Annotated in this window: 14 protein-coding genes; 7 read left to right on the forward strand and 7 right to left on the reverse strand. The window is 58.9% G+C overall.

The features are described from left to right. The first annotated feature begins 31 nt into the window (after nt 1–31). The 3 genes from queG to DXY10_RS10255 all read left to right on the forward strand — a co-directional run bounded on the left by queG (nt 32) and on the right by DXY10_RS10255 (nt 4,464). Complete coding sequence (gene queG, locus DXY10_RS10245; RefSeq protein ID WP_115019030.1) at nt 32–1,009, forward strand: tRNA epoxyqueuosine(34) reductase QueG; 978 nt, start codon at nt 32–34, stop codon at nt 1,007–1,009. After that, nucleotides 1,009–1,887: a tetratricopeptide repeat protein gene (locus tag DXY10_RS10250; protein WP_115019032.1), complete on the forward strand. Its 879-nt coding sequence runs from the start codon at nt 1,009–1,011 to the stop codon at nt 1,885–1,887. Before queG ends, DXY10_RS10250 begins: the two co-directional genes overlap by 1 nt. Nucleotides 1,888–1,956: 69 nt before the next feature. After that, entirely contained in the window at nt 1,957–4,464 is a 2,508-nt protein-coding gene (locus DXY10_RS10255) for a DNA topoisomerase (ATP-hydrolyzing) subunit A (protein ID WP_115019034.1), read from the forward strand. A 35-nt stretch (nt 4,465–4,499) separates the two neighbouring features. Here DXY10_RS10255 and purF read toward each other — a convergent pair whose 3' ends face one another. The 7 genes from purF to DXY10_RS10295 form a co-directional block, all read right to left on the reverse strand. Then, the gene (purF, locus tag DXY10_RS10260) at nt 4,500–6,005 is read right to left on the reverse strand and encodes an amidophosphoribosyltransferase (RefSeq protein WP_115019182.1); all 1,506 of its coding nucleotides are present in this window, start codon (nt 6,003–6,005) and stop codon (nt 4,500–4,502) included. A gap of 17 nt (nt 6,006–6,022) precedes the next feature. Beyond that, nucleotides 6,023–8,323 carry a phosphoribosylformylglycinamidine synthase subunit PurL gene (gene purL / locus DXY10_RS10265; RefSeq protein WP_115019036.1) on the reverse strand — a complete coding sequence of 767 codons (2,301 nt, stop codon included), beginning with the start codon at nt 8,321–8,323 and terminating at the stop codon, nt 6,023–6,025. Between the two features lie 65 nt (nt 8,324–8,388). Further along, on the reverse strand, nt 8,389–9,288 hold the full coding sequence (locus DXY10_RS10270) for an RNA methyltransferase (protein ID WP_115019037.1): 900 nt from the start codon (nt 9,286–9,288) through the stop codon (nt 8,389–8,391). 21 nt (nt 9,289–9,309) lie between these two features. Further along, a complete protein-coding gene (gene dnaN / locus DXY10_RS10275; RefSeq protein WP_115019039.1) occupies nt 9,310–10,485 on the reverse strand; it encodes a DNA polymerase III subunit beta in 1,176 nt (391 codons plus the stop codon). Nucleotides 10,486–10,951: 466 nt separating this feature from the next. Next, nucleotides 10,952–12,010, reverse strand: coding sequence for a threonine synthase (gene thrC / locus DXY10_RS10285; RefSeq protein ID WP_115019042.1), 1,059 nt, complete (start codon nt 12,008–12,010; stop codon nt 10,952–10,954). 82 nt (nt 12,011–12,092) lie between these two features. Next, on the reverse strand, nt 12,093–12,692 hold the full coding sequence (locus DXY10_RS10290; RefSeq protein ID WP_244282233.1) for an alpha/beta hydrolase: 600 nt from the start codon (nt 12,690–12,692) through the stop codon (nt 12,093–12,095). Between the two features lie 38 nt (nt 12,693–12,730). Continuing rightward, nucleotides 12,731–14,599 (reverse strand): AarF/ABC1/UbiB kinase family protein, encoded by a 1,869-nt coding sequence (locus DXY10_RS10295; RefSeq protein WP_115019046.1) that lies wholly within the window; start codon nt 14,597–14,599, stop codon nt 12,731–12,733. A gap of 75 nt (nt 14,600–14,674) precedes the next feature. On the opposite strand from DXY10_RS10295, the gene recN reads away from it, so the two are divergent. From recN to DXY10_RS10315, 4 genes are all read left to right on the forward strand, one after another. Further along, nucleotides 14,675–16,381, forward strand: coding sequence for a DNA repair protein RecN (gene recN / locus DXY10_RS10300; RefSeq protein ID WP_115019047.1), 1,707 nt, complete (start codon nt 14,675–14,677; stop codon nt 16,379–16,381). Nucleotides 16,382–16,432: 51 nt separating this feature from the next. Further along, nucleotides 16,433–19,408 carry an excinuclease ABC subunit UvrA gene (uvrA, locus tag DXY10_RS10305; protein WP_115019049.1) on the forward strand — a complete coding sequence of 992 codons (2,976 nt, stop codon included), beginning with the start codon at nt 16,433–16,435 and terminating at the stop codon, nt 19,406–19,408. Further along, nucleotides 19,405–20,925: an esterase gene (locus DXY10_RS10310; RefSeq protein WP_170955798.1), complete on the forward strand. Its 1,521-nt coding sequence runs from the start codon at nt 19,405–19,407 to the stop codon at nt 20,923–20,925. The genes uvrA and DXY10_RS10310 overlap by 4 nt, the downstream gene beginning before the upstream one ends. A 244-nt stretch (nt 20,926–21,169) precedes the next feature. Beyond that, entirely contained in the window at nt 21,170–23,308 is a 2,139-nt protein-coding gene (locus DXY10_RS10315; protein WP_115019186.1) for an HAD family hydrolase, read from the forward strand.

Below are 23,308 nucleotides of genomic sequence, written 5' to 3' on the forward strand. Positions count from 1 at the left end.
CAGAAGGTGCCCAACTTTAGAGTCAGTTTCCGTGGAGGCTCTGTCTGCTCAGAAGGAACTCAGCAGCGCTCTGAAGCATCAGGCCCGAGCACAGGGATTCGAACCCGTCGGAATCGCCCGACTGCCAGGAAGCGCTCGGCTGCGCTTACGCAGCGCAGCTCTGGAACGGTGGCTGGACGCGGGGTACCAAGCCGACATGGGCTGGATGGCAGCACCGCGACGAAAGGATGCGACTCAATTGCTGGAGGGCGCTACAAGCTTGCTGGCCGTAGGCCTCAACTACCACGTGAAACAGGAACGGATGCCAGGCCGTCTGGCAATCGCGCGCTATGGCTGGGGGCGGGACTACCACCGGGTGGTGAGCCAACGACTGAAACGATTGGGACGGTGGCTGGAAAGCCAGAAACCTGGCACCCGCTGGCGGGCTTGTGTGGATGCCGATCCCTTGCTGGACAAAGCCTGGGCGGAAGAAGCTGGCCTGGGCTGGATCGGAAAGCACAGCAACCTGATCCACCACGAACGCGGCTCCTGGATGGTGATTGGCCATCTCCTCTGCGACATCGAGCTCAGCCCCGATCCCCCCGCAGCACCCCTTTGCGGTCGCTGCACGCTCTGTATGGAGGCCTGCCCGACCCAGGCGATCCGAGAACCGTTCGTGGTCGATTCAGGGCTCTGCCTTGCGTATCACACGATTGAAAATCGAGACGCCGAGCTACCCGAAACAATCAAGGCAGCGATGGGCCCCTGGGTGGCTGGTTGCGACATCTGCCAAGACGTCTGCCCCTGGAATCGAGGCGACATACCGAGCAACGACGATCCAGATCTGCAACCACGCCAATGGATGCTTGATCTCAGCCGTGAACAGGCGATGTCATGGGATGACGCCACCTGGCAAGAGCAACTGCGCGGTTCGGCACTGCGCCGGATTAAACCCTGGATGTGGCGCCGAAATGCCGCCGCGGCAGAGCCGAAGGACGTGCCTACGCTGGACAAATCTGGATCAAGGTGATGGGGAGACGTCAACGTTGGTGGTGCTCAGCCCTGGTGCTGTCGATGGCCAGCAGCATCAGCACACTGCCCGCTCAGGCGCTTGTACCCACGGTTTACCTACCCAGTGCCCAGGAATTGGAGGGTTCAGCCATCGGCATCGGCCGAACCGCCGCCCAACTTCTGAGCCTGGGACAACCCGAGGAAGCAGCCCGACTCGCAGCCCTGGCCGTACGCCTGCGTCCGAATGATGAACGCTTATGGGCCGTGCTGGCAGAAGCCCAGCTACGCAGCAAACAGCTCAAACCGGCCGCCGACTCCCTGGCCCGCGCCAAAAAACTCGACCCCAAGAATGCAGGACTCTGGTTTGCCGAAGCCTCTCTAGCCCTTCGGGACAATCGACCGAAGGATGCCATCCCGCTCCTGGACCAAGGGCTAAAGCTGGATCCGAAGAACCCCAGTGCCTACTTCGACCTTGGCAATGCACGGGTGATGCAAACCGAATTCCGTGCCGCCCTCAGCGCCTTTGAAAAGGCGTCATCCCTCAAACCAACATTCTGGGAAGCGCTGAACAACCAGGGCATCGTGTTGTTCGAAATGGGGAACACGCGAGAAGCGATCCAGCGTTGGCGCCATGTCCTAACAATCGAACGCAACGCCGAACCGATGCTGGCCCTGGCCGCAGCTCTGAATCGACAGAAAGACGGAGATGAAGAAGCGATCACTCTTGCTCAACAGGCCCTAAAACAAGATCCCAACTACGTTCTGCCTGATCATCAGAAGCAGCAACTCTGGGGTCTCAGCCTGCGCCTCGCCACCCGAGATCTGCTGACCAACCCCGGGCTTAAAACGGCGGTTGAACGTGCCCAAGCCAATGCGGATCCCTCCAGCAGTCCTTGAACAGGGCTGTTCAAACAGAAAGACATCTGTAGGCTGAGCCCCGTTCGGCCTCGGTAGTTCCAGACACGGATGGCAGAGGAGCGCGTTCAACCGATCGCCCTGCATCAAGAGATGCAGCGCTCCTACCTCGAATACGCGATGAGCGTGATCGTGGGTCGGGCGCTTCCTGATGCCCGTGACGGTCTCAAACCCGTGCAGCGCCGCATCCTGTTTGCGATGCATGAACTGGGGCTCACCCCAGACCGCCCCTATCGCAAATGCGCCCGCGTGGTGGGTGACGTGCTGGGCAAGTATCACCCCCATGGTGACCAAGCGGTCTACGACGCCCTGGTGCGCTTGGTTCAGACCTTCTCGAGCCGCCATCCACTGCTGGATGGCCATGGCAACTTCGGATCGGTGGACGATGACCCACCGGCAGCCATGCGTTACACCGAAACGCGGTTAGCTCCCATCGCCCATCAAGGCCTTCTCGATGAGATAGGCGATGACACAGTTGATTTTGCCTCCAACTTCGACGGGTCCCAACAAGAACCAACGGTGCTTCCGGCCCAGCTGCCGTTCCTTCTCCTGAACGGTTGCTCCGGTATCGCCGTGGGCATGGCCACCAGCATCCCGCCACACAACCTGGGCGAAGTCGTCGATGGCTTGATCGCAATGGTGCGCAAGCCCGATCTAAGTGACGAGAAGCTGCTATCGATGATCCCTGGGCCCGATTTCCCCACAGGCGGTGAGGTGCTGCTGGGAACCGGCGTCCGTGAAACGTATCTGCGCGGGCGGGGAAGCATTCCGATGCGGGGCGTCGCCCACATCGAGGAAATCCAACCGGGAAAAGGGCGCCACAAACGAGGCGCAGTGATCATCACCGAACTGCCTTACCAACTCAGCAAGGCCGGCTGGATCGAAAAACTCGCCGACCAAGTCAATGACGGCAAGATCGGAGGGATTGCCGACATCCGGGATGAAAGCGATCGCGAAGGCATGCGCGTCGTGGTGGAACTTCGCCGCGATGCTGAACCCGACAAAGTGCTCGCCGAATTGCAACGCCGAACGTCGCTGCAAAGCAATTTCGGCGCCATTCTCCTGGCCCTGGTGAATGGACAACCACAACAGCTGTCGTTGCGACAGCTGATGCAGACCTTCCTGGAATACCGGGAACTGACGCTGATCCGGCGTACCAGTCATGCCCTACGCAAGACGGAAGACCGGCTTGAGGTCGTGGAAGGTCTGATCACGGCCCTGGATTCACTCCAACGGGTGATCGCCATGATTCAAGAGGCCAAGGATGCCGCCTCCGCCAGGGCAAGCCTGATGGTGCATCTCGATCTGACCGAACGACAGGCTGATGCCGTTCTGGCAATGCCCTTACGCCGGCTCACAGGGCTCGAACAAGAAAGCCTGCGCAATGAAGCAGAGGATCTGCGCCGTGAACGGGAACGCCTTCAGCTGCTGTTAAAGGAACGAGATCAACTGCTCGATGCGATGGTGCAGGAACTGAAGCAACTGAAAAAACGCTTCGCCACACCGCGACGCACCCGTCTCATCGAAGGAGGCGACCACTTGCTGGCCGAAAAGGCTGCGAGTCAGCGCCCCAATGCCGAACTACAGCGACGTCAAGCGCTTGGAGCCCTGCCCTCGGACGTACGTCTCCTAATCCAGACCGATGGTCAGGTGAAAGTGGTGAGCCCTCAGCTGCTCGGTCGGCTGCATCTGAACGAACCAGTGGAACTGGGTGATGAACCCTCTCCGGCCCGTCTGATCCTGCCTATCAAGCCTGAGCCCCGATTGCTGGCCGTGACCAGCAGCGGACGCATGGCCTTGGTGCGCTGGGAATTCGCCGGCCAGCAACCGGGAGGGCTGGAACGCTTCCTGCCAACCGCCATGGAAGGCGATCGAGTAGTCAGCCTGCTGCGCCTGCCGGCCTCTGACGACGACAACGCCAACCGTTGCCGCTCCTTAGGACTCCTCAGCAGCGATGGACGCTTTAAACGACTTCCTCTGCAAGAGGTACAGGATCTCTCAGGACGTGCCACCAGCATCGTGAAATTGAAAGAAGGCGTCTCGCTGCTCTCGGCTGTGGTGTGTGAAGACGACGGAACAGTTGCCCTGGTCAGCGACATCGGCAGGGTGCTCTGCCTACCTGTCGAGGAACAAGCGCTGCCATTGATGGGGAAATTGGCTCAGGGTCCAATGACAATGCGAATGCTGCCGGGAGAATCTCTGGTCGGGGCAGTCAGTCAACCAGCCCAAAACGACAACACTGCTGAATCACTAGGAAACAGTGGTGAGATTCTTGTGGGTAGCCGTCAGGGGAAAGTGATACGCCTGTCACTGAGCGATTTACGCCGGTGCAAAAGGGGCGATATGGGCGACATGATCATGCAGCTCGAAAGCAAAGAGAACGATCCAGACCGCCTCGTTTCCATCTGTGCTGTCGAAGAGCTTGTGGGAGTGGTCAGCAACAAAAACCGCCATGGCCGACTGCTCAGCGCCAATCTGAGCAACAACCTCGACCAACCCAGCCAACTGACTCTGAAGGGCGATGAAAGCCTCGCCGAGCTGGTGCCATTGCTGAGCTAAATCCCTACCCAGATTCGAATCGAAGCTTCCTTTGCTCAGCCTTTGGACGCTGCCACACCGGAGGGTTCGAGCATCAATTTGCTGGAACGAACCGAGTCATCCATGGGAATGGGATAGCTGCCATCAAAACAAGCCGTGCAGAAATGTTCAGAGCTGGCGTGAGCGGCTTCAACCATGCCTTCCTTGCTGAGATAAGCGAGGGTGTCAACCTTGAGATGGTCCTCGATCTGCTTCACGGTCAACCGAGCGGCAATTAACTGATCCTGCGTATCGGTATCGATGCCGTAGAAGCAAGGATGGGTGACTGGCGGTGAACTGATCCGCATGTGCACCTCAGTGGCGCCTGCATCACGCAAAGCCTGCACCAATTTGCGACTGGTCGTACCGCGCACGATGGAGTCATCAATCACCACCACCCTCTTACCAGCCAATACATCCGGCAGCGGATTGAGCTTGACGCGGATTCCCGCCTCACGCATCGCCTGAGTGGGCTGAATGAAGGTGCGACCCACATAGCGATTCTTGATCAGACCATCAGCGAAGGTGATGCCACTGGCCTGAGAGAAACCAATCGCTGCCGGAATCCCAGAATCCGGTACACCGATCACCAAATCAGCCTCAACACCCGATTCACGGGCCAGAATCTGACCAATCCGTTGGCGATAGCTATACAGCGACTCACCGAAGAAGCGACTGTCTGGACGAGCGAAATAAATCATCTCGAACACACACATCCGCGCTGAAGGCTCCGCCCATTGCTCCCGCTTGGGCTCAGTGTCTCCAAGCCGAAAGGTGATCAACTCGCCAGGATCGACGTCGGCCTCAAAGGCTGCACCGATGATGTCGAGACCACAGCTTTCACTGCTCACCACCCAGTGACCACTCTGGGCATCTCCCAACCGCCCGAAGACCAACGGTCGGATGCCATAGCTGTCCCGAAGGGCATACAACGCATCGACGGTACCGATGACCAAGCTGAAGGCTCCGCGGCACATGGCAGCGGCTTCGATGATGGCCGGCTTCCAATCCATCCCACGGTTCACGGCCTGCTGAATCGCGAAAGCAATTAATTCCGAATCAGTGGTGGAGGTGAACTCGGTCTGGCCATCGTCGAGCTTGTCCCGGAGCTCAGCGGCATTGACAAGATTGCCGTTGTGAGCAAAAGCAAAAGGCCCCAGACGGGTCATCAACACCACAGGCTGCGCATTGCAAGCCTTGCTGCTGCCCGTTGTGGAATAGCGGTTATGGCCGATAGCGAGGTTGCCGGGCATTCGCGCCAGCACGTCCTGGTCGAACACCTGGCTGACCAAACCCATGTCTTTGTGCAAGCGCACCTTGCCGTGATTGAAGACGGCGATACCGGCCGATTCCTGGCCGCGATGCTGCAGTGAATACAGACCGAAGTAAGTGAGATTGGCAACAGGTTGCCCATCGGCCAACACCGCATAAACCCCGCACGCCTCCTCCATCCGATCGGGTCGCTCTGCGATGGGCTGATGCACAGGGCGCCTCAACTTCTGACTTCCGTCATGATTTTGCATCACGCCCCAACGGCCGCTCACGAGGCCTCAAGGCGACGGGGCAACGCCTGCTCATAGGTGGATGCCAACGCATCCACCGACAGAGTCAACACAGACTGCCCCTCACAGGTGATGGAGAGCTGATCATGATCAGCCACGGATCCCAGTCGCTGCAGCGGAACATCGACAGAGGACAGCAAAGCTTGCCAGTCCTCCCATCGCTCCGATTTCACCGACACCACAATGCGGGCTCCACCTTCTGCAAACAAACGTCGCTGCAACGACGCCGAAGATGCTCCCAACTTGATCTCAACGCCTTGCCCAGAAGCTAACGACGCTTCCGCCAGCGTTACCGCCAGACCTCCATCACTGCAGTCATGAGAGGAAGCGAGCAACCCTTGAGCAATGGCTTCACGCACAAGGGCCTGGACGCTGACCTCCAAGCCGAGATCGATCCGTGGGGGACGACCGGTGAGCAAGCCGTGAATGACACCTTGGTAAGCGCTACCCCCAAACCCGACCCGATCATCCTCAGGCTGCTCACCCGAGACCCCAAGCATCACAATCGGATCACCGGGCTGACGCCAAGCCATACCGCACACCCGATTGATGTCGTCCACCAAGCCCACCATGCCCACCACAGGAGTGGGATGAATGGGTGTGAGGATGCCGTCGTCGCCGCGAGTTTCGTTGTAGAGAGAAACGTTGCCTCCAGTCACCGGGGTGTTGAGCGCACGACACGCTTCTGACAATCCTCGACAAGCCAGGGCGAGCTGCCAATAACCACGATCGGTCTCTGGGGAGGGGAAGTTGAGGTTGTCGGTGACAGCGAGGGGCTCAGCACCGACACAACTGAGATTGCGAGCAGACTCAGCCACCGCTGCCATGGCGCCGCGTTCTGGATCAAGAGCCACCCAGCGGTTGGGACAATCGACCGTGGCAGCCACTCCGCGCACCGTGGTTTGCAAGGAGGCCTCACCTTGCTGTGGTCGAAGCCGCACCACAGCGGCATCAGCCCCACCGGATGGAACCACGGTGTTGGCCAAAACCTGCTGGTCGTACTGGCGATAGACCCAACGCTTACTGGCGATCGTGGGATCATCCAGCAGCTTGAGAAGGTCAGTACCCCAGTCATGGCCAAGAGGCGCCGGAGGGAGATCGGCATCACACCAGGTCCAGTGCTGCTGGAGATCAGCGGGGGGTTCAGCCAGCAGTTCGTGATGGTTGATCGGGGTGTCCTCCGCCAGAGCCCGAGAGGGCACCTCAGCAGCAACCTCGCCATGCTGCAACACCCGCACAACCGGTTCCTCCAACACACGACCGACCACAGCAGCCTGAAGGCCCCAGCGCCGGAAACGTTCCATCAGCGGCTCCTCCCGACCGGCACGCACCACAAACAACATGCGCTCCTGAGATTCGGACAGGAGGTACTCATAAGCAGTCATGCCCTCTTCACGGGCAGGAACTTTGTCGAGGTCGAGCTCCACACCCACATCCCCCTTCGCAGCCATCTCTGAGCAGCTGCAGGTCAACCCTGCAGCCCCCATGTCCTGGGCAGCCACCACATCTCCACTCTGGAACGCCTCCAGACAGGCTTCAATCAAACCTTTCTCTAAAAAAGGATCACCCACCTGAACAGCGGGGCGGTCATCCAAAGAAGCAGCGCTGAGTTCAGCACTGGCGAAACTGGCTCCACCCATGCCATCACGACCGGTGGTGCTGCCGACATAGACGACGGGATTACCAACACCGGAGGCGCCGGACTTGACGATGTCGTCGGTCTCCATCAAGCCCAAAGCCATGGCATTCACCAAGGGATTGCCGCTGTAGGAGGCATCGAACGCCACCTCTCCTCCCACGGTGGGCACGCCAACGCAGTTGCCGTAATGGGCGATGCCGGCAACCACACCCTCAACGAGACCGCAGGTGCTGGGTTCCTCCAAGGGCCCGAAGCGGAGGGCATTGAGCAGGGCGATCGGGCGAGCACCCATGGTGAAGATGTCTCGGAGAATGCCACCCACACCAGTGGCTGCGCCCTGGAAGGGCTCAACAGCAGAGGGATGGTTGTGGCTTTCGATCTTGAAGGCAAGGCGATGGCCATCGCCTAGATCCACCACTCCTGCGTTTTCTCCGGGACCCACCAAGATGCGCGGTCCTTCCGTGGGGAAACCACTGAGCAGAGGCCGGGAATTGCGATAACAGCAGTGCTCCGACCACATCACGCCAAACATCCCCAGCTCCGCACGGTTGGGATCTCGACCAAGACGACGCTGAATCTCCAGGTAATCGTCCTCGGTAAGTCCCTCCTGGCGGAGAGCGGCGGCCACATCAAACGGCATTGCCGATTCAAGGGACTGGACCACAGGGTGGATTTCAGCTTCTACCAGTGTTGCCGACTGTGGTCTCAGACCCAGGGATCAGAATCCGACTCCTCCAGCGGATCTGGAGCGGACGAATGGGGGGGACCCCGGCGAGGTCGCCTGGAGCGAGGGGGATCATCTCTCCAATCAGACTCATCCCAACCATTGAGAGGATCATCACGATCCTCATTGAGAGACTCGAGAGGCGACGCAAATCCAGCTGTCTGATCCCGATCGGACTCAGGTGCCGCGGCATAGGAACCCTGCCAATCACCGGAGTCATCCCAATGTTCTGGATTGGCCTGATCACGCTCCACCCAACCAGCGGTGCCATCCCAAGGAGGCTCTTCCAGCCAGCCTTCCAAGCGCTCACCGGCCCGATCTCCAATTTGCTGAATCTGCTCACGCCAATGCTTGGATCGACGCAGCAGGTCCTGACGGACGCTTGAGCGTGCAAGCGGTAGGTCATCGAGAGCAGAGAGCCCGGTGGTGACCAACCCCGGCTGCTGATCGAGAATCCGATCCGTCGTCAACCGCCAGCGACTGCTACCAGGAAGACGCGGATCGCTTCGAGACACGAGGTAGTGGAGGATCTTGCCGGTGGCAGGCACGAACGTGAGATCGGCAATCTGACCAAGACGCTCACCATGCCGATCCACCAAATCAGCATCAATCAGAGTCGGAAGCCGCTCCAAGGTGAGCTGATCACTGACCGAGGGAAGCCCTTTCACAAACACTTCCTGGTCGGTGATGCCACGCCATTGATCCAGACGCCAAACATCCCGACTGTTGCGAAGGGCAGAAGGACGGCTCACCCAACCAAGCAATCGATGCACTGGCGGATGCATCCAAGCCATCACACCAGCTCCATGATCGATACCCTGATCACAACGCACCCTGTGGTGCAGCAGATCACTCAACAGGACCTGATCCGGAAGCTCCACGGTGACGGTCGTTCGAGGGTGTCAATTGCGGATCTGAACGGGCATCACCAGATAGGTGAAGCCTGCTGCATTATCGGCGGGTGTGAGGATCGCCGGGGTGGTTGGGGCATTGCACTGGAGCGAGATCCGATCTCCTTCCATGGCTTTGAGGCCATCGAGGACATAGCGCACATTGAAGGCAATCTGCACAGCCTCTCCAGTGAGCGTGGCAGGTAGTGATTCCGATCCACTACCCACATCCTGTGCATCAGCACTGATCTGCACCAGACCCGCAGTGGGATCCGTGCTGATCCTCACCACATTGTTGTGCTGATCAGCAAGCACAGCCACCCGTTCCAAGGCCGCCATGAATGGACGGCGTTCCAAATCAATCGTGCGGGTGAACCCATCGGGGATGAGCTGCCGATAATTCGGATAGGTGCCTTCCAGGGTGCGGCTCGTGACCATCTGGTCAGCAGCGAGCACAACCACCTGGCCGCGGTCATAAAAGAGCGTGACTGGATCATCACTTTTCCAGCCAGCAATCAGACGTTCCACCTCACGCAAGGAACGAGCTGGCAGGGTAACGGCAAGAGATCCATCGTCAGAAGTCATCCCCTCCGCTGATCCAGCGGCCGTTGGATCGTCCTGTAACGCATCCTTCACCGTCAGCACGGCAAGGCGGTGGCCATCGGTAGACGCCGCTTCGAGATGACGCCCTTCAAAGCGGAGGTGAACACCGGTGAGGAGCTGTTTTGCTTCGTCAGCGCTACTCGCAAACAACGTTCCTCGCAGAGCCTGAACCAGCGAGACTGCATCCACACGCAGAGCGGTGCCGTTTTCAACCAGCGGCAGATCAGGAAATTCATCAGCCGGCATAGCGCGCATTTGGTAGCTGCCGCTCAAGCTGGTGAGCTCGACCTGCTCGGATGCTTCATCCGTGGCCAGGGTGATTGGTGAATCAACAGAAAGCCGTGAAACGATCTCACCTAGCAAACGGGCAGGCAGTGTCACGGCGCCGCTCGCTTCAACCGATGCCGATAGCGAAGTCTGAATGCCGAGATTGAGATCAAATCCGGTCAGGCTGAGGCGACCCGTGCCTGCATCGGCAGTGAGCAGAACATTGGCAAGCACGGGGTGGGTTGGGCGAGATGCCACAGCACGGCTTACCAGTTGGAGGGCTGTATTGAGCTCCGCCTGGGAACAGACCAGTTTCATGGAGTCAACGTCCCGACCAAGTGTCCTGAGGAGCTCCCACGGTTTCACAGGCTGAGGAGATGTGCAACGGCAAGAGCATCTGGATCGGCATCATCCGTCTCTTGGATTTGATGATTTTTAAAACCAAACAAAACAGCCGTAGTCGGTCCTGGGGAAAGCGTGGAAAACCGTTCAGAATCCAGTTGGATCCTGATTGGTTGCTTTCACAGGCCTGGGGAAGTGGCTTCAGCGAATGCGGAGAACCTCTCGTTTTGCACAGCTTCCACAACCTGGGGAAAGAATCCCTTGTCGAAGCGGGGGGAGTTGGCAGGCGTTTTCCACCATTTTTTGGTGGCTTTTCTGGCGTCTTCCGCAGCCGCTTTGTCGGCTGGTTCGCCGAAGAGCAACCTCCAAGAGGGACGTTGACCCATCAAAAAGCCCCTACGCAGAGGGGCCAGATCGAGAGATTGATCCAGAGCCGCTCGGCTCAGAAACCCATCACCTTGGCGACCGTGTCGAGATTGGGATCCAGATCGGTATGGAAGGCTGCGTCGTTGTTGTTGATCGCACAGTCTGGATCCTTGAGCCCATTGCCGGTCAGTACACACACCACCGTGGCGCCTTCAGGCACTTCAGCAGCCCGCTTCAGTAAACCTGCGACGGAGGCAGCGCTGGCTGGTTCGCAGAAGATCCCTTCTTGGCCACCCAGCAGCTTGTAGGCCTCGATGATTTCAGCGTCCGTCACGTCGAGGAAGGCTCCGTTGCTGCCTTCGCGGGCGGCGAGTGCCTTGGCTCGGTTCACTGGGTTACCGATTCGGATCGCGGTGGCGATCGTGTTGGGATCCTCCACGGTGGTGTTGTGGACGAGAGGAGCTGATCCGCTGGCCTGGAAACCCATCATTCGGGGCAGTGTGCGGCTGTGGCCGGCCTGGTAGTACTCCTGGAAGCCCATCCAATACGCCGTGATGTTGCCGGCATTCCCCATCGGAATGCAAAGCCAGTCGGGGGCATCTCCAAGGGCATCAATGACCTCAAAAGCAGCGGTTTTTTGACCCTGCAGACGGTAGGGGTTCACCGAGTTCACCAGGGTGACCGGATAGCTTTCGGCTGCTTCCCTCACGATGTCGAGAGCACGGTCGAAGTTGCCACGGATCGCCAGGACCTCAGCTCCGTAGACGAGAGCCTGGGCCAGTTTTCCCTGGGCGACATAGCCATCTGGGATTAAGACAAATGCCCGCATCCCGGCACGCCTTGCATAGGCGGCTGCAGCTGCGGACGTGTTGCCAGTGCTGGCGCAGATCACTGCTTCACAGCCGACTTCCTTGGCTTTGCTGATTGCCATGGTCATGCCCCGGTCTTTGAAGGAGCCGGTGGGGTTGAGACCGTCGTATTTGACGAACACCTTGACGCCTCGACCAATCCGTTCGGCAACAGAAGGGACGGGAATGAGGGGAGTGGCACCTTCATGCAGGGTCACCACCGGCGTGGCATCTGAAACCGGCAACCAGCCTCGATAGGCTTCAATCAGGCCGGGCCAGTCCTGCATTACGGGTCCGGTGATCAGACGCCTGCGAAGGTTCTGCAGCAGAGACACCGGCGAATGGCAAGGGACCAGAGGAATCTATGTCTCAGGGTTGGGCGTCCTTCAGGCCGTCGAGTGGGGATTCTGAGAAGAATTGCACCAGACCTGAAATTGATTGAGCCTTTTCAATCACTGCCATCAACGCCGGGATGTTGACCTCCATCACTTCAGCCGGGTAGGCCTCTAGAAACTTGATGGCTGTTAGGCCTCCGTCTCCGATTTGTAGGCCGTTGATCACTCCGGCTCTGATTGCAGGCACGCTCACTTCCGGTGCAGGAACCATCAGCGGATAGATGATTCGCGCCACCCGGCGGATGATCACATCACCGATTCGCGTCGACATCAGGCGACTGGTGAGTACAAGGGGCAGATTCAGTTCCTGATTGAGCAGTTTGGCCACGTCTTCAGGATCCTGTTTGCTCAGGCGGAGGATATCCACCATCAGTCCTCTGGGCTTACCGGTCTCAGCCAGGTAGGCAAGATCGGCCACGGAGATCGAACGACGAAAGGCTCCACTCACCAGGGCAACATCCTTGGCGGCCTGGCTGGGTGGGCTGACGATGGCACCAAGGCCGGTCAGAGTTACTCCCACGCCAGTGAACAGTGCCAGCAGCCGGCGGCGACGCGTCTTGGACGAATGATTCACAGCTGACTGGCGCATGGCCTTTTCTTTGTCTGTGAAATTTAGGCAGGGATTCCAGCTGCAACCTTCACTAGGCGGACAACTCCGCGTTCGGCCAGTCCCTTCGCTACTTGTGCTCCCATCCGGCGGGCATCCGGTTCGCGTATTAATCGCGGCAGACGTTTGAGGACAAGATCGGGGCTGAAGCCCGGTAATTGCTGCAACACGATCAGGAGTTGCCGGATTGGTTCGAGGTCAAGCAACTGTTCTTGTTCGATGCCCCAGCTGGTCGTGTTGCTGATCAGCGCTGGTTGCAGAGCGCGCGGAAGTTGGCGTCCGAGACGTTGAACGGTCAGCCAGCCAAGAGCATCGAGTCGCTCCACCACGGCCTCCACCAACTGGGTACGCAACATGCCGCCGTTGGCGGAGAAAAGAAAATCCAGCACTTGATCCAGAAGGGTGTCTAAATCGAGTTGGGCCTGACTGGCTGCACTGGCCACCAGATTCTCCAGCCGAGTCCAGCGGAAGGCTTCACCGTCGAACAGCATTTCCTTGAGGCTTTGACGCAGCTGGGGATCCGGGTCCTCCATCAGGCGCTGGGCGAAATATGGATAGGCGGCCCCAAGAATTTTGAACTCTGGATCCACACTCAGGGCAATGCCCTCCAGCGTGACCAATGAGCGGATGATCAGGGCGTAATAGGGCGGCACCCGGAATGGGAATTTGTACATCACCCCCGACATGTCGTCGGTGACGCTCTTGAAGTCCATGCGGTTGACCCCCATTTCCAGGGCTTGGCTGAACACCGATTCGAAGGCCGGAACGATCGGTTCGAGATTCACATCTTCAGCGAGGAAACCGAGGGTGACGAAATCTTTGGAGAGCTGAGCGAAATTGCGGTTCACCAGGTGCACAACAGCCTGGATTAAGCCGGTGCGCGATTCTCGGCTCACCTCACTCATCATTCCGAAATCGAGATAGCAGAGGCGGCCGTCCTCGAGGGCTAGCAGGTTGCCTGGGTGTGGATCGGCATGGAAAAAACCATGTTCCAGTAATTGCTGCAGGCTGCAGCTCACGCCCACTTCGACCATGTCATCTGGATCGATGCCGAGGGCGCGCACGGCACTGAGATTGGTCAGTTTCACGCCGTCAATCCACTCCATCGTCAGCACCCGGCGACTGGTGGAGTCCTGATAGATGGCAGGAACGGCGATGCGCGGATTTTGGTGGTGCAGTTCGCGGAATCGTTCGGCGTTCGCTGCCTCGTTCAAGTAGTCCATCTCTTCGAACACCCGTCGACCTAGTTCGTCGATCAGAGCCACCAGATCACTGCGGATTAGGCCGATATTGCTGTTCAGCCAGGCGGCGATATTCCTAACGATGTAGAGATCCAGAGTGATTTGCTCGCGTAGACCCGGTCGTTGCACCTTCACAGCGACGGCCTGGCCGCTCATCAGCACACCGCGGTGCACCTGGCCGAGAGAGGCCGCGGAAATTGGCTCACGCTCGAGATCCTTGAAAATTTCTTCGATTGGAGCGCCAAGGTCCTCTTCGATGCACGCCATCGCCAGATCACTGTCGAATCCAGGCAGTTGATCTTGTAGTTGGGCTAGTTCCTCCAGCAGAACGGGGGGAATGATGTCTGGACGCGTGGACAAGGCCTGTCCAGCCTTAATAAAGGCAGGCCCCAGTTCGACCAACAGTTCGGCGCATTCTTTTGCACGGTTACGGGCTCGTTCAGGACTCTTCAACAGACCCAGAACCCAATCAGTCGCTAATCCCAGCAGAAGTAGGCCGATGGGTAATAGGGTTTGCCACAGCCTTCGCAGCAGCCGTTGGGGGTGACCGGCATAAATGCGTGTGATCGCAGCTGGGTCATAGCTGAGCAGACCAGCGGCTTCGATGAAATCACCTAGTTCCTGTTCGATCACAGCCGGCGTTGGCAGTGACCCCCTTCTAAACGAGCTGAGCAGCCGCTACGGTCAATCCGATCACCAGGAGCTGCCGTGCTAGCCGGTCTGCGACTGCACAACATTGCTCTGATTGAGAGCCTGGAGCTTGATTTCGAGCCGGGTTTCACGGTGCTGACCGGTGAAACGGGTGCTGGTAAATCGCTGTTGCTTGACGCCCTTGATGCCGTGCTCGGCGGACTTCAGGGAACAGCGGCCACTCGTTTAGTGCGTGGTGGTGAGCCACGAGCCGGAATCGAAGCCCGTTTCACTCCCAGTGATGGCGTCATCGATTGGTTACAGCAGCAGCAACTGGCTTGGGACGCTGATGACGACGATGGGTCTGATGCTCTGGTGGTGAGCCGTGAGTGGCGCCGACAGGATGAGCGTCTCTCCTGTCGCTTTCGGATCAACGGTGTGGCGGTCAATCGCCAGCAGGTGCTTGGGCTGCGGCCACTGCTCATCGATCTCACTGTTCAGGGGCAGACCCAGCAGTTAGCTCGGCCGGGTCAGCAACGTCGCTGGCTGGATCGGCTTGGGGCAGCACCATTGGCATCGGCTTTAGCTCAGGTGCGCCTCACGTGGCTTCAATGGCGAGAAGCCTCTGCGCTGTTGGACCAGGCGCGTCAACAGGCGGATCAGTGGCAGGAGCAGCTGGAGGAACGTCAGGCGTTGCTGGCGGAGCTGGAGGCCGCGGCCCTCAACGATGGCGATGAGCTCAAACAACTCAGTGCTGAACAGGATCGCCTCGTGCATGGTGTGCGTCTGCAGGAGGGCCTGGCGCAATTGATCGGACGCCTTCAGGACGGTGCCGACCAGGCTCCGTCCGCCATGGATCATTTGTTGGCCTGTTGCCATGAGCTCCAGCAGATGCAACTGCTGGATCCTTCTTTGCAGTCCCTCAGTGGGCAATGCCTTGATTTGGAGTCTGGATTACGGGATCTGATTCGAGAGCTCGAGAGCTATGGAGCTGTTCTCGATAGTGATCCCGCCCGGCTGAGTGAATTGCAGGATCGGCTTGCCCTGCTCAAGCGGTTGGAGCGTCGTCATGGCTTGGATCTGGCGGGTCTGTGTCGGTTGACCGATGCACTGCGGGATCAGCTGACAGAAGGTGGTGCAGATGCGGCTCTTGATCAGTTGCTTGCCGATGAGACCAAGGCACGTCTTGAAAGGGATGCGGCTAATCATCGTTTGACGCAGTTGCGGGAGCAGGCTGCCAGTGATCTGGAGCAGAACCTGCTCAATCACCTTCGGCCGATGGGGTTGGCGAATGTTCGCTTTCAAGTGGCAATCACAGCCTGTGATCCCAGTGAACTAGGTGCTGATGCCGTCAATTTCCTCTTTTCCGCCAATCCCGGTCAGGCTCTCGCTCCACTGGCTGAAGTGGCTTCAGGCGGTGAGATGTCTCGGTTTCTGCTGGCGCTCAAAACCTGTCTTGCCGGTGTGGATGGTTCCAGTTCTTTGCTCTTCGATGAGATCGACTCTGGTGTGAGTGGTCGCGTCAGTGGGGCGATGGCTGATTTGCTGCGCACGATGGCTCGCCGTCGACAGGTCTTCTGTGTGACCCATCAACCGTTGGTCGCTGCTGCTGCCGATCACCATTTCCGTGTCAGTAAAACCGTCGTTGACGGTCAGACCCGTTCGCGAGTGTCCCAGCTGCGGGACACTCAGGCCAGGCAGCAGGAACTGGCGGAGCTTGCCGGCGGTGATCTTGGTGAAGCGCGTGCTTATGCCGCCAGTCTTTTGGATCAGCGGGCGGCCTGACCAATCGGTCCGTCAGTCTCTCTACACTGCTGGGCTGCTGACGAGCGCTGCATGCGGCCTGTTGCTTCCAACTCGACGGATGCTGAGTTCAGGCCTCCGGTGAATCTTGCTGGAAGTTCATCGGAAGGTGTGATCCGGGTGCGTGGAGCCCGTCAGCACAATCTCAAGAACGTCGACGTCACCATCCCTCGCAACAAGATGGTGGTGTTCACCGGTGTGAGCGGGAGCGGTAAGAGCTCGTTGGCTTTCGACACGATCTTCGCTGAAGGGCAGCGACGGTACGTGGAGAGTCTTTCCGCCTACGCCCGCCAGTTCCTCGGACAGGTGGATAAGCCGGATGTGGATGCGATTGAGGGGCTTTCCCCTGCGATCTCCATCGATCAGAAATCCACTAGCCATAACCCCCGTTCCACGGTGGGAACGGTCACTGAGATTCAGGACTATCTGCGCTTGCTCTTCGGTCGAGCAGGAGAGCCTCATTGCCCGAAGTGTGGGCGTTCAATCCGGCCTCAGACCATCGATGAGATGGTCGATCAGATCCTCACCTTGCCGGAGGCCACCCGGTATCAGCTGCTGGCACCGGTGGTGCGCGGTAAGAAGGGCACCCACAGCAAGTTGATTAGTGGTTTGGCTGCTGAGGGGTTTGCTCGTGTTCGCATCAACGGAGAGGTGCGTGAGCTTGCCGACAACATTGAGCTGGATAAGAACCAGAGCCACAACATCGAAGTGGTCGTGGATCGTTTGGTGGCTCGGGAGGGAATCCAGGAACGCCTCACCGATTCTCTGCGCACAGCGTTGAAGCGCGGCGACGGCTTGGCCTTAGTGGAGGTGGTGCCGAAGAAAGGCGAAGAGCTTCCCGAAGGTCTGGAACGCGAGCGTCTTTATTCCGAGAACTTTGCGTGTCCGGTTCACGGCGCCGTGATGGAAGAGCTTTCACCACGGTTGTTTTCCTTCAACAGCCCTTATGGAGCCTGTGAGGCTTGCCATGGCATCGGTCATTTGCGCAAGTTCACCGCGGAGAGGGTGGTGCCCGATCCATCCTTGCCCGTCTATGCCGCTGTTGCTCCCTGGGCAGAGAAAGATAATTCCTACTACTTCTCTTTGCTGTACTCCGTTGGCGAAGCCTTCGGCTTCGAGATCAAGACCCCCTGGCAAGAGCTCACAGATGAGCAGCGAGATGTGTTGCTGCATGGCAGTCGTGAACCGATTCTGATCCAGGCCGATAGCCGCTTTCGCAAGAGCTCTGGCTACACGCGCCCATTCGAGGGCATTCTCCCCATCTTGGAGCGACAACTCCGCGATGCCAGCGGTGAGGCCCAGCGCCAAAAGTTGGAGAAGTATCTCGAACTGGTGCCGTGCTCCAGTTGCGCTGGCCAGCGCCTGCGGCCAGAGGCCTTGGCAGTCAAGGTTGGCCCATTCAGGATTCCTGAGCTCACGGCTGTGAGTGTGGGTCAGACCCTGGAGAGAATTGAACAGCTGATGGGTGTGGGGGCTTCCGAGGGATGTGAGCCCCTGCTGAATCCTCGCCAGATGCAAATCGGTGATCTGGTGCTTCGGGAGATCCGCATGCGTCTGCGCTTTCTGCTGGATGTGGGCCTCGACTACCTGAGTTTGGATCGCCCGGCGATGACGCTTTCAGGTGGTGAAGCGCAGCGCATCCGGCTCGCGACTCAGATCGGTGCCGGACTCACCGGCGTGCTCTATGTGCTCGATGAACCCAGCATCGGCTTGCATCAGCGTGATAACGATCGACTGCTGGCCACGCTGCATCGTTTGCGCGACCTGGGAAACACGCTGGTGGTGGTGGAGCACGATGAGGACACGATCCGGGCCGCCGACCATTTGGTTGATATCGGCCCTGGAGCGGGTGTGCACGGTGGTCATATCGTTGCTGAGGGCAATCTGAAGGAACTGCTTGAGGCTGAGCAGTCACTCACCGGTGCCTATCTCAGCGGTCGGCGATCCATTCCGACGCCGGCAGAGCGGCGCCATGGTGGTAGCCGCAGCCTCAAGCTGCTCAATTGCACGCGCAACAACCTTTGCGATGTGAGTGTCGAGTTTCCGCTTGGCAAGCTCGTTTCGGTCACCGGTGTGAGCGGGAGCGGTAAGAGCACTCTGGTGAACGAGCTGTTGCATCCCGCGCTGGAGAACGGTTTGGGTCACAAGGTGCCTTTCCCAGCCGGTTTGGGTGAATTGCGTGGTCTCAAATCGATCGACAAGGTGATCGTGATTGATCAGTCACCGATTGGTCGCACCCCTCGCTCTAATCCAGCCACTTACACGGGTGCTTTTGATCCGATTCGTCAGGTGTTCGCTGCCACGGTGGAGGCCAAGGCCCGCGGCTATCAGGTGGGTCAGTTCAGCTTCAACGTCAAGGGTGGCCGCTGCGAGGCCTGTCGTGGGCAGGGCGTGAACGTGATTGAGATGAATTTTCTGCCGGATGTCTATGTGCAATGCGACGTCTGTAAAGGGGCTCGCTTCAACCGCGAAACCTTGCAGGTCACCTACAAGGGCCACACCATCGCTGACGTTCTGCAGATGACGGTGGAGCAGGCCGCTGAAGTGTTCTCTGCGATCCCCCAGGCAGCGGACCGTCTGCGCACCCTGGTGGATGTGGGGCTCGGCTACGTCAAACTTGGGCAGCCGGCGCCCACGTTGTCCGGCGGCGAGGCCCAGCGCGTGAAGCTGGCGACGGAGTTGTCCCGGCGGGCCACTGGCAAGACCCTCTACCTGATCGATGAGCCAACCACAGGTTTGAGCTTCTATGACGTGCACAAGCTCATGGATGTGATGCAGCGGCTTGTGGATAAGGGCAATTCGATTATCTGCATCGAGCACAATCTGGATGTGATTCGTTGTTCCGACTGGTTGATCGATCTTGGTCCTGAAGGGGGCGACAAGGGTGGCCAAGTTCTGGTCTGTGGCACGCCGGAGGAGGTGGCCCAGCATCCGACCAGTCATACGGGTCGTTATCTGGCCAAGGTGCTTCAACAACATCCAGCGGAGATCCTTCCGGAGGCTGCGTGATCACAGTTCCGAAGCATGGTGTGCTGACGTCCACTCTGGTGGCGTTGAGCGGCGTTCTGATTGCCCTGATGCCTCTGCCGAGTCGTGCTTTTGAACGCTTGCGCATGATCTTGCCCCTGTTGGAGACCGAGGTGAGCTTTGAGCTCGGGCAGGCGGAGACGGCTCAGCAGTTGTTACTGGCGAATCCAGACCTCGCGGAGCTCGATCGCGTTGGCGAGGGGGCGGTGACTCGGGTTCTGGAGCAGATGCTGACGGCTCCGCTGCCGGAGCAGAGTGTTGGTTTCGTCAGCGAATCGGCCGGTCAGCCTTTGTTTGAGCAGGCCCTACTGGCGGCTTCAGAACTGATGGATGTTGAGGGTCTGTCGGGTCCCCTCACCGGTGCAGATCTGAGATCAGCGCTGAAGGCGGCCTACCGGGATGACCAGCCCAATCTCCTTGGTTTACTGCGCCATCTGCCGGGAACGACGGCATCGATTGATCTGCAGGCCTTGGTGTTCTATGCCAACCGTTTGGCACGTCATCAGCGTTCGGCTCAGCGTCTGATCGCTGCTGGCCGAGAGGAGCAGTCGGTTGATGCTGCTCGCGCGGCCGAGCTGTTGCAACGGCGAGGCTGGAGGCGCATGCAGACATCAATCGCGACGGCCCATCGATCGCAGCCGCTTGAGCTGGTGATCCTTCAGCCCAGTGCTGAAGCCAATGGTCAGTTAGTGGTGATCTCCCATGGCCTCTGGGATGAACCGGCCAGTTTTGAGGGTTGGGGGCAGTGGTTGGCGTCCCGTGGTTACACGGTGGTATTGCCAGTTCATCAAGGCAGTGATCTGGCTCAGCAGCAGGCGATGCTGATGGGAGATCAGCCGCCACCGCAAGCCGATGAGTTGCGTCTTAGGCCGCTCGATGTAACCGCCTTGATTGATGCGGTGGCGGCCGGTGATCTCTTGCCTGGTGTTGGGCTCGATACCGATGCGGTGGCGATGGTGGGGCATTCCTGGGGAGCCACCACCACGTTGCAAGTGGCTGGTCTGCGCACGACCGATGAACAGCTGATGTCCCGTTGTCAGGATCCTCGAGATCCTGAACGCAACCTCAGTTGGCTGCTCCAGTGCAGTTGGCTCAAAGTGGCTTCGGATGGTTCTTTGGGGGACCCGCGTATCAAGGTGGCGGTTGCGGTTAGCCCGCCTTTGCGTCTTTTGTTTGATCCTGGTAGCGGCCATGAGCTCACGGCCAAGGTGCTTTTGGTGAGTGGGAGTAGTGATTGGTTGGTGCCTTCCGGTCCGGAAGCAGTTACCCCACTGCGCAACGGTCGACCTTTGGCCAATGGCCACCGATTGGTTTTGGCATCGGGTGGTGGGCATTTCAATCTGCGTGCTCCCAGCACAGCCACAACATCACCCGTGTTGGCACCCTTGATCGAGGCTTGGATCAATCAGCAGCTTCAGCCTGCCTCGTCCTTTCGGTTTGATCGTGGAGGTTGGGGCAGCGATCGCATTCCCTTGGTGGATGTCACCTCCCAGCTATGAGTTGCGTCGGTCACTAAACCACTTGCGTCGATCAGGCAACCGCTGAAAGTTTGCATTTGCTTAGCATTAAGACTGATCCTTGTTTTGACATCAATCCCAGAAATGCCTGTGCTGGCATGGATTTGCGAGATTTCTTTGTTGGAGTTCGGTTGATTTCTCAGCTTTTTTTCACATTTTTGATGGTGGATGCCCCTAACCCTTGATCAGGCCTTTTGGTCTGTCGCGTTGTGCATTAGGGGTGAGTGTGGGCTTCAAGTTGTTGCAACTACACCTGCACGGTCTCTTCCGTTCCCGTGATCTTGAGCTTGGCCGTGATGCCGATACCGGTGGCCAGACCCTCTACGTTCTTGAACTGGCCCGTGGCCTGGCTGCTCGTCCGGAGGTCGAACGGGTCGAAGTGGTGACACGTTTGGTTCAGGACCGACGGGTCTCCCAGGACTATGCACAGCCACAGGAGGAGATTGCTCCTGGAGCGTCCATCCTGCGCTTTCCTTTCGGACCGCGTCGTTATCTGCGCAAGGAGCAGCTCTGGCCCCATCTTGATGATCTGGCCGATCAGCTTGTGGCCCGGCTGCAGCAGCCTGAGCACCGACCCGACTGGATTCATGCTCATTACGCCGATGCTGGATATGTCGGGGCATTAGTGAGTCGTCGCCTCGGAATCCCGCTGGTGTTCACCGGTCATTCCCTTGGTCGCGAGAAGTTGCGACGCTTGCTCGCGGCAGGAGGCGATCACGATCAGATTGAGCAGTCGTATTCGATTAGTCGTCGTATCGATGCCGAGGAGCTGGCCTTGGCGCATGCGGATCTGGTGGTGACCAGTACCCGTCAAGAGGTCCAGGAGCAGTACGCCCGTTATGGCCGTTTTCAGGTTGAGCGCGCTGAGGTGGTTCCTCCTGGAGTGGATGCCCGTCGTTTTCATCCCCAATCCACCGGCGCAGAAGCCGAGGCATTGGATGCTCTGCTGGGGCCGTTCTTACGGCATCCGGAGTTGCCGCCCCTCTTGGCGATCTCCCGGGCTGTGCGACGTAAAAACATTCCGGCATTGGTTGAGGCTTTCGGACGTTCCGCCGTCCTGCGTGAACGCCACAATCTGGTGCTCGTGCTGGGTTGCCGGGAGGACCCCCGCCAGCTCGAGAAGCAGCAACGGGATGTGTTCCAGCAGGTTTTCGATCTGGTTGATCGCTATGACCTTTACGGCCAGGTGGCTTATCCGAAGCAACATCGCCGTGAGCAGATCCCCGCCATTTATCGCTGGGCGGCGCAGCGTCAGGGTCTGTTTGTGAATCCGGCTCTCACCGAGCCCTTTGGGCTCACCCTGCTTGAGGCTGCAGCCTGTGGTCTGCCCATGGTGGCCACTGATGACGGAGGCCCGCGCGACATCCTGGCCCGCTGCGAGAACGGATTGTTGGTGGATGTCACTGACCTCGAGGCGGTGCAGGACGGTCTTGAACAGGCTGGAGCGGATCAGGCCCGTTGGCATCGCTGGCGTGACAACGGCATTGAAGCCGTCAGCCGTCATTTCAGTTGGGATGCCCATATCTGCTCCTATCTCGCCCTAATGCAAGGAAAGCTGGAGGCACGTCAGCCGGCCGTGGCGCGCTCTGGTGATTCTTCAGCAGTTGCCAGTCGTCTGGCCGATCGCCTTCTCCTTCTCGATCTCGATCACAGCCTCGAGCTGCCGGCTGGGGATGGCTTGGTGGCTCTGCGCCAGCATCTGGAGAAGGACGCTCGGTCAGGACGCCCAAGTGCCCTTGGCATTCTCACTGGTCGGTCATTGGCTGTGGCCAGACATCGGTTCACTGAGTTACATCTGCCCGATCCAGGCGTGTGGATCACGCGAGCTGGCACAGAGATCGTTTATGGCCAGGAGAACAGCTCCGATCCAGAGTGGTCGCGCATGATCGCGGTGGATTGGAACCGCGAGCGGGTGGAAACGACCCTTCAGGATCTTGGAGCCCATTTGAAGCTGCAGGAACCTGAACATCAGGGGGACTTCAAAGTCAGTTACCTGCTCCGTCAGTCTGGAGAAGGGATCCTTCCTCTGGTGCGCCAGCGATTGCGCCAGCGTCAACAGGCAGCGCGTCCGTCGCTGCGCTGCCATTGGTTTTTGGATGTGGTGCCGATGCGGGCTTCGCGCAGCGAGGCGATTCGTTTTCTTTCCCTCCGTTGGGGTCTTCCCCTCGAGCGCATCTTGGTGGTGGCCAGTGAGCAGGGTGATGGTGAATTGGTTCGGGGGCTCCCCGCCACTGTGGTGTTGGCGGAGCACGACCCCAGCCTGGACAGCTTTCGCCATCAACAAAGGGTGTTCTTCGCGAGCCGTCAGTCGATGTCAGGAGTGCTGGAGGGTCTCCAGCACTACCGATTCCTCAGCCGTCGTTGA

Origin of the sequence: Synechococcus sp. UW140 (assembly GCF_900474295.1) — a bacterium.
Lineage (GTDB): Bacteria > Cyanobacteriota > Cyanobacteriia > PCC-6307 > Cyanobiaceae > Synechococcus_C.

Coding starts and splice junctions, on each gene's coding strand:
- purL (WP_115019036.1), bottom strand. CDS start 8,323: ATGCCGTTTGATGTGGCCGCCGCTCTCCGCCAGGAGGGACTTACCGAG.
- uvrA (WP_115019049.1), top strand. CDS start 16,433: ATGCGGCCTGTTGCTTCCAACTCGACGGATGCTGAGTTCAGGCCTCCG.
- dnaN (WP_115019039.1), bottom strand. CDS start 10,485: ATGAAACTGGTCTGTTCCCAGGCGGAGCTCAATACAGCCCTCCAACTG.
- thrC (WP_115019042.1), bottom strand. CDS start 12,010: ATGCAGGACTGGCCCGGCCTGATTGAAGCCTATCGAGGCTGGTTGCCG.
- DXY10_RS10250 (WP_115019032.1), top strand. CDS start 1,009: ATGGGGAGACGTCAACGTTGGTGGTGCTCAGCCCTGGTGCTGTCGATG.
- purF (WP_115019182.1), bottom strand. CDS start 6,005: ATGCAAAATCATGACGGAAGTCAGAAGTTGAGGCGCCCTGTGCATCAG.
- DXY10_RS10255 (WP_115019034.1), top strand. CDS start 1,957: ATGGCAGAGGAGCGCGTTCAACCGATCGCCCTGCATCAAGAGATGCAG.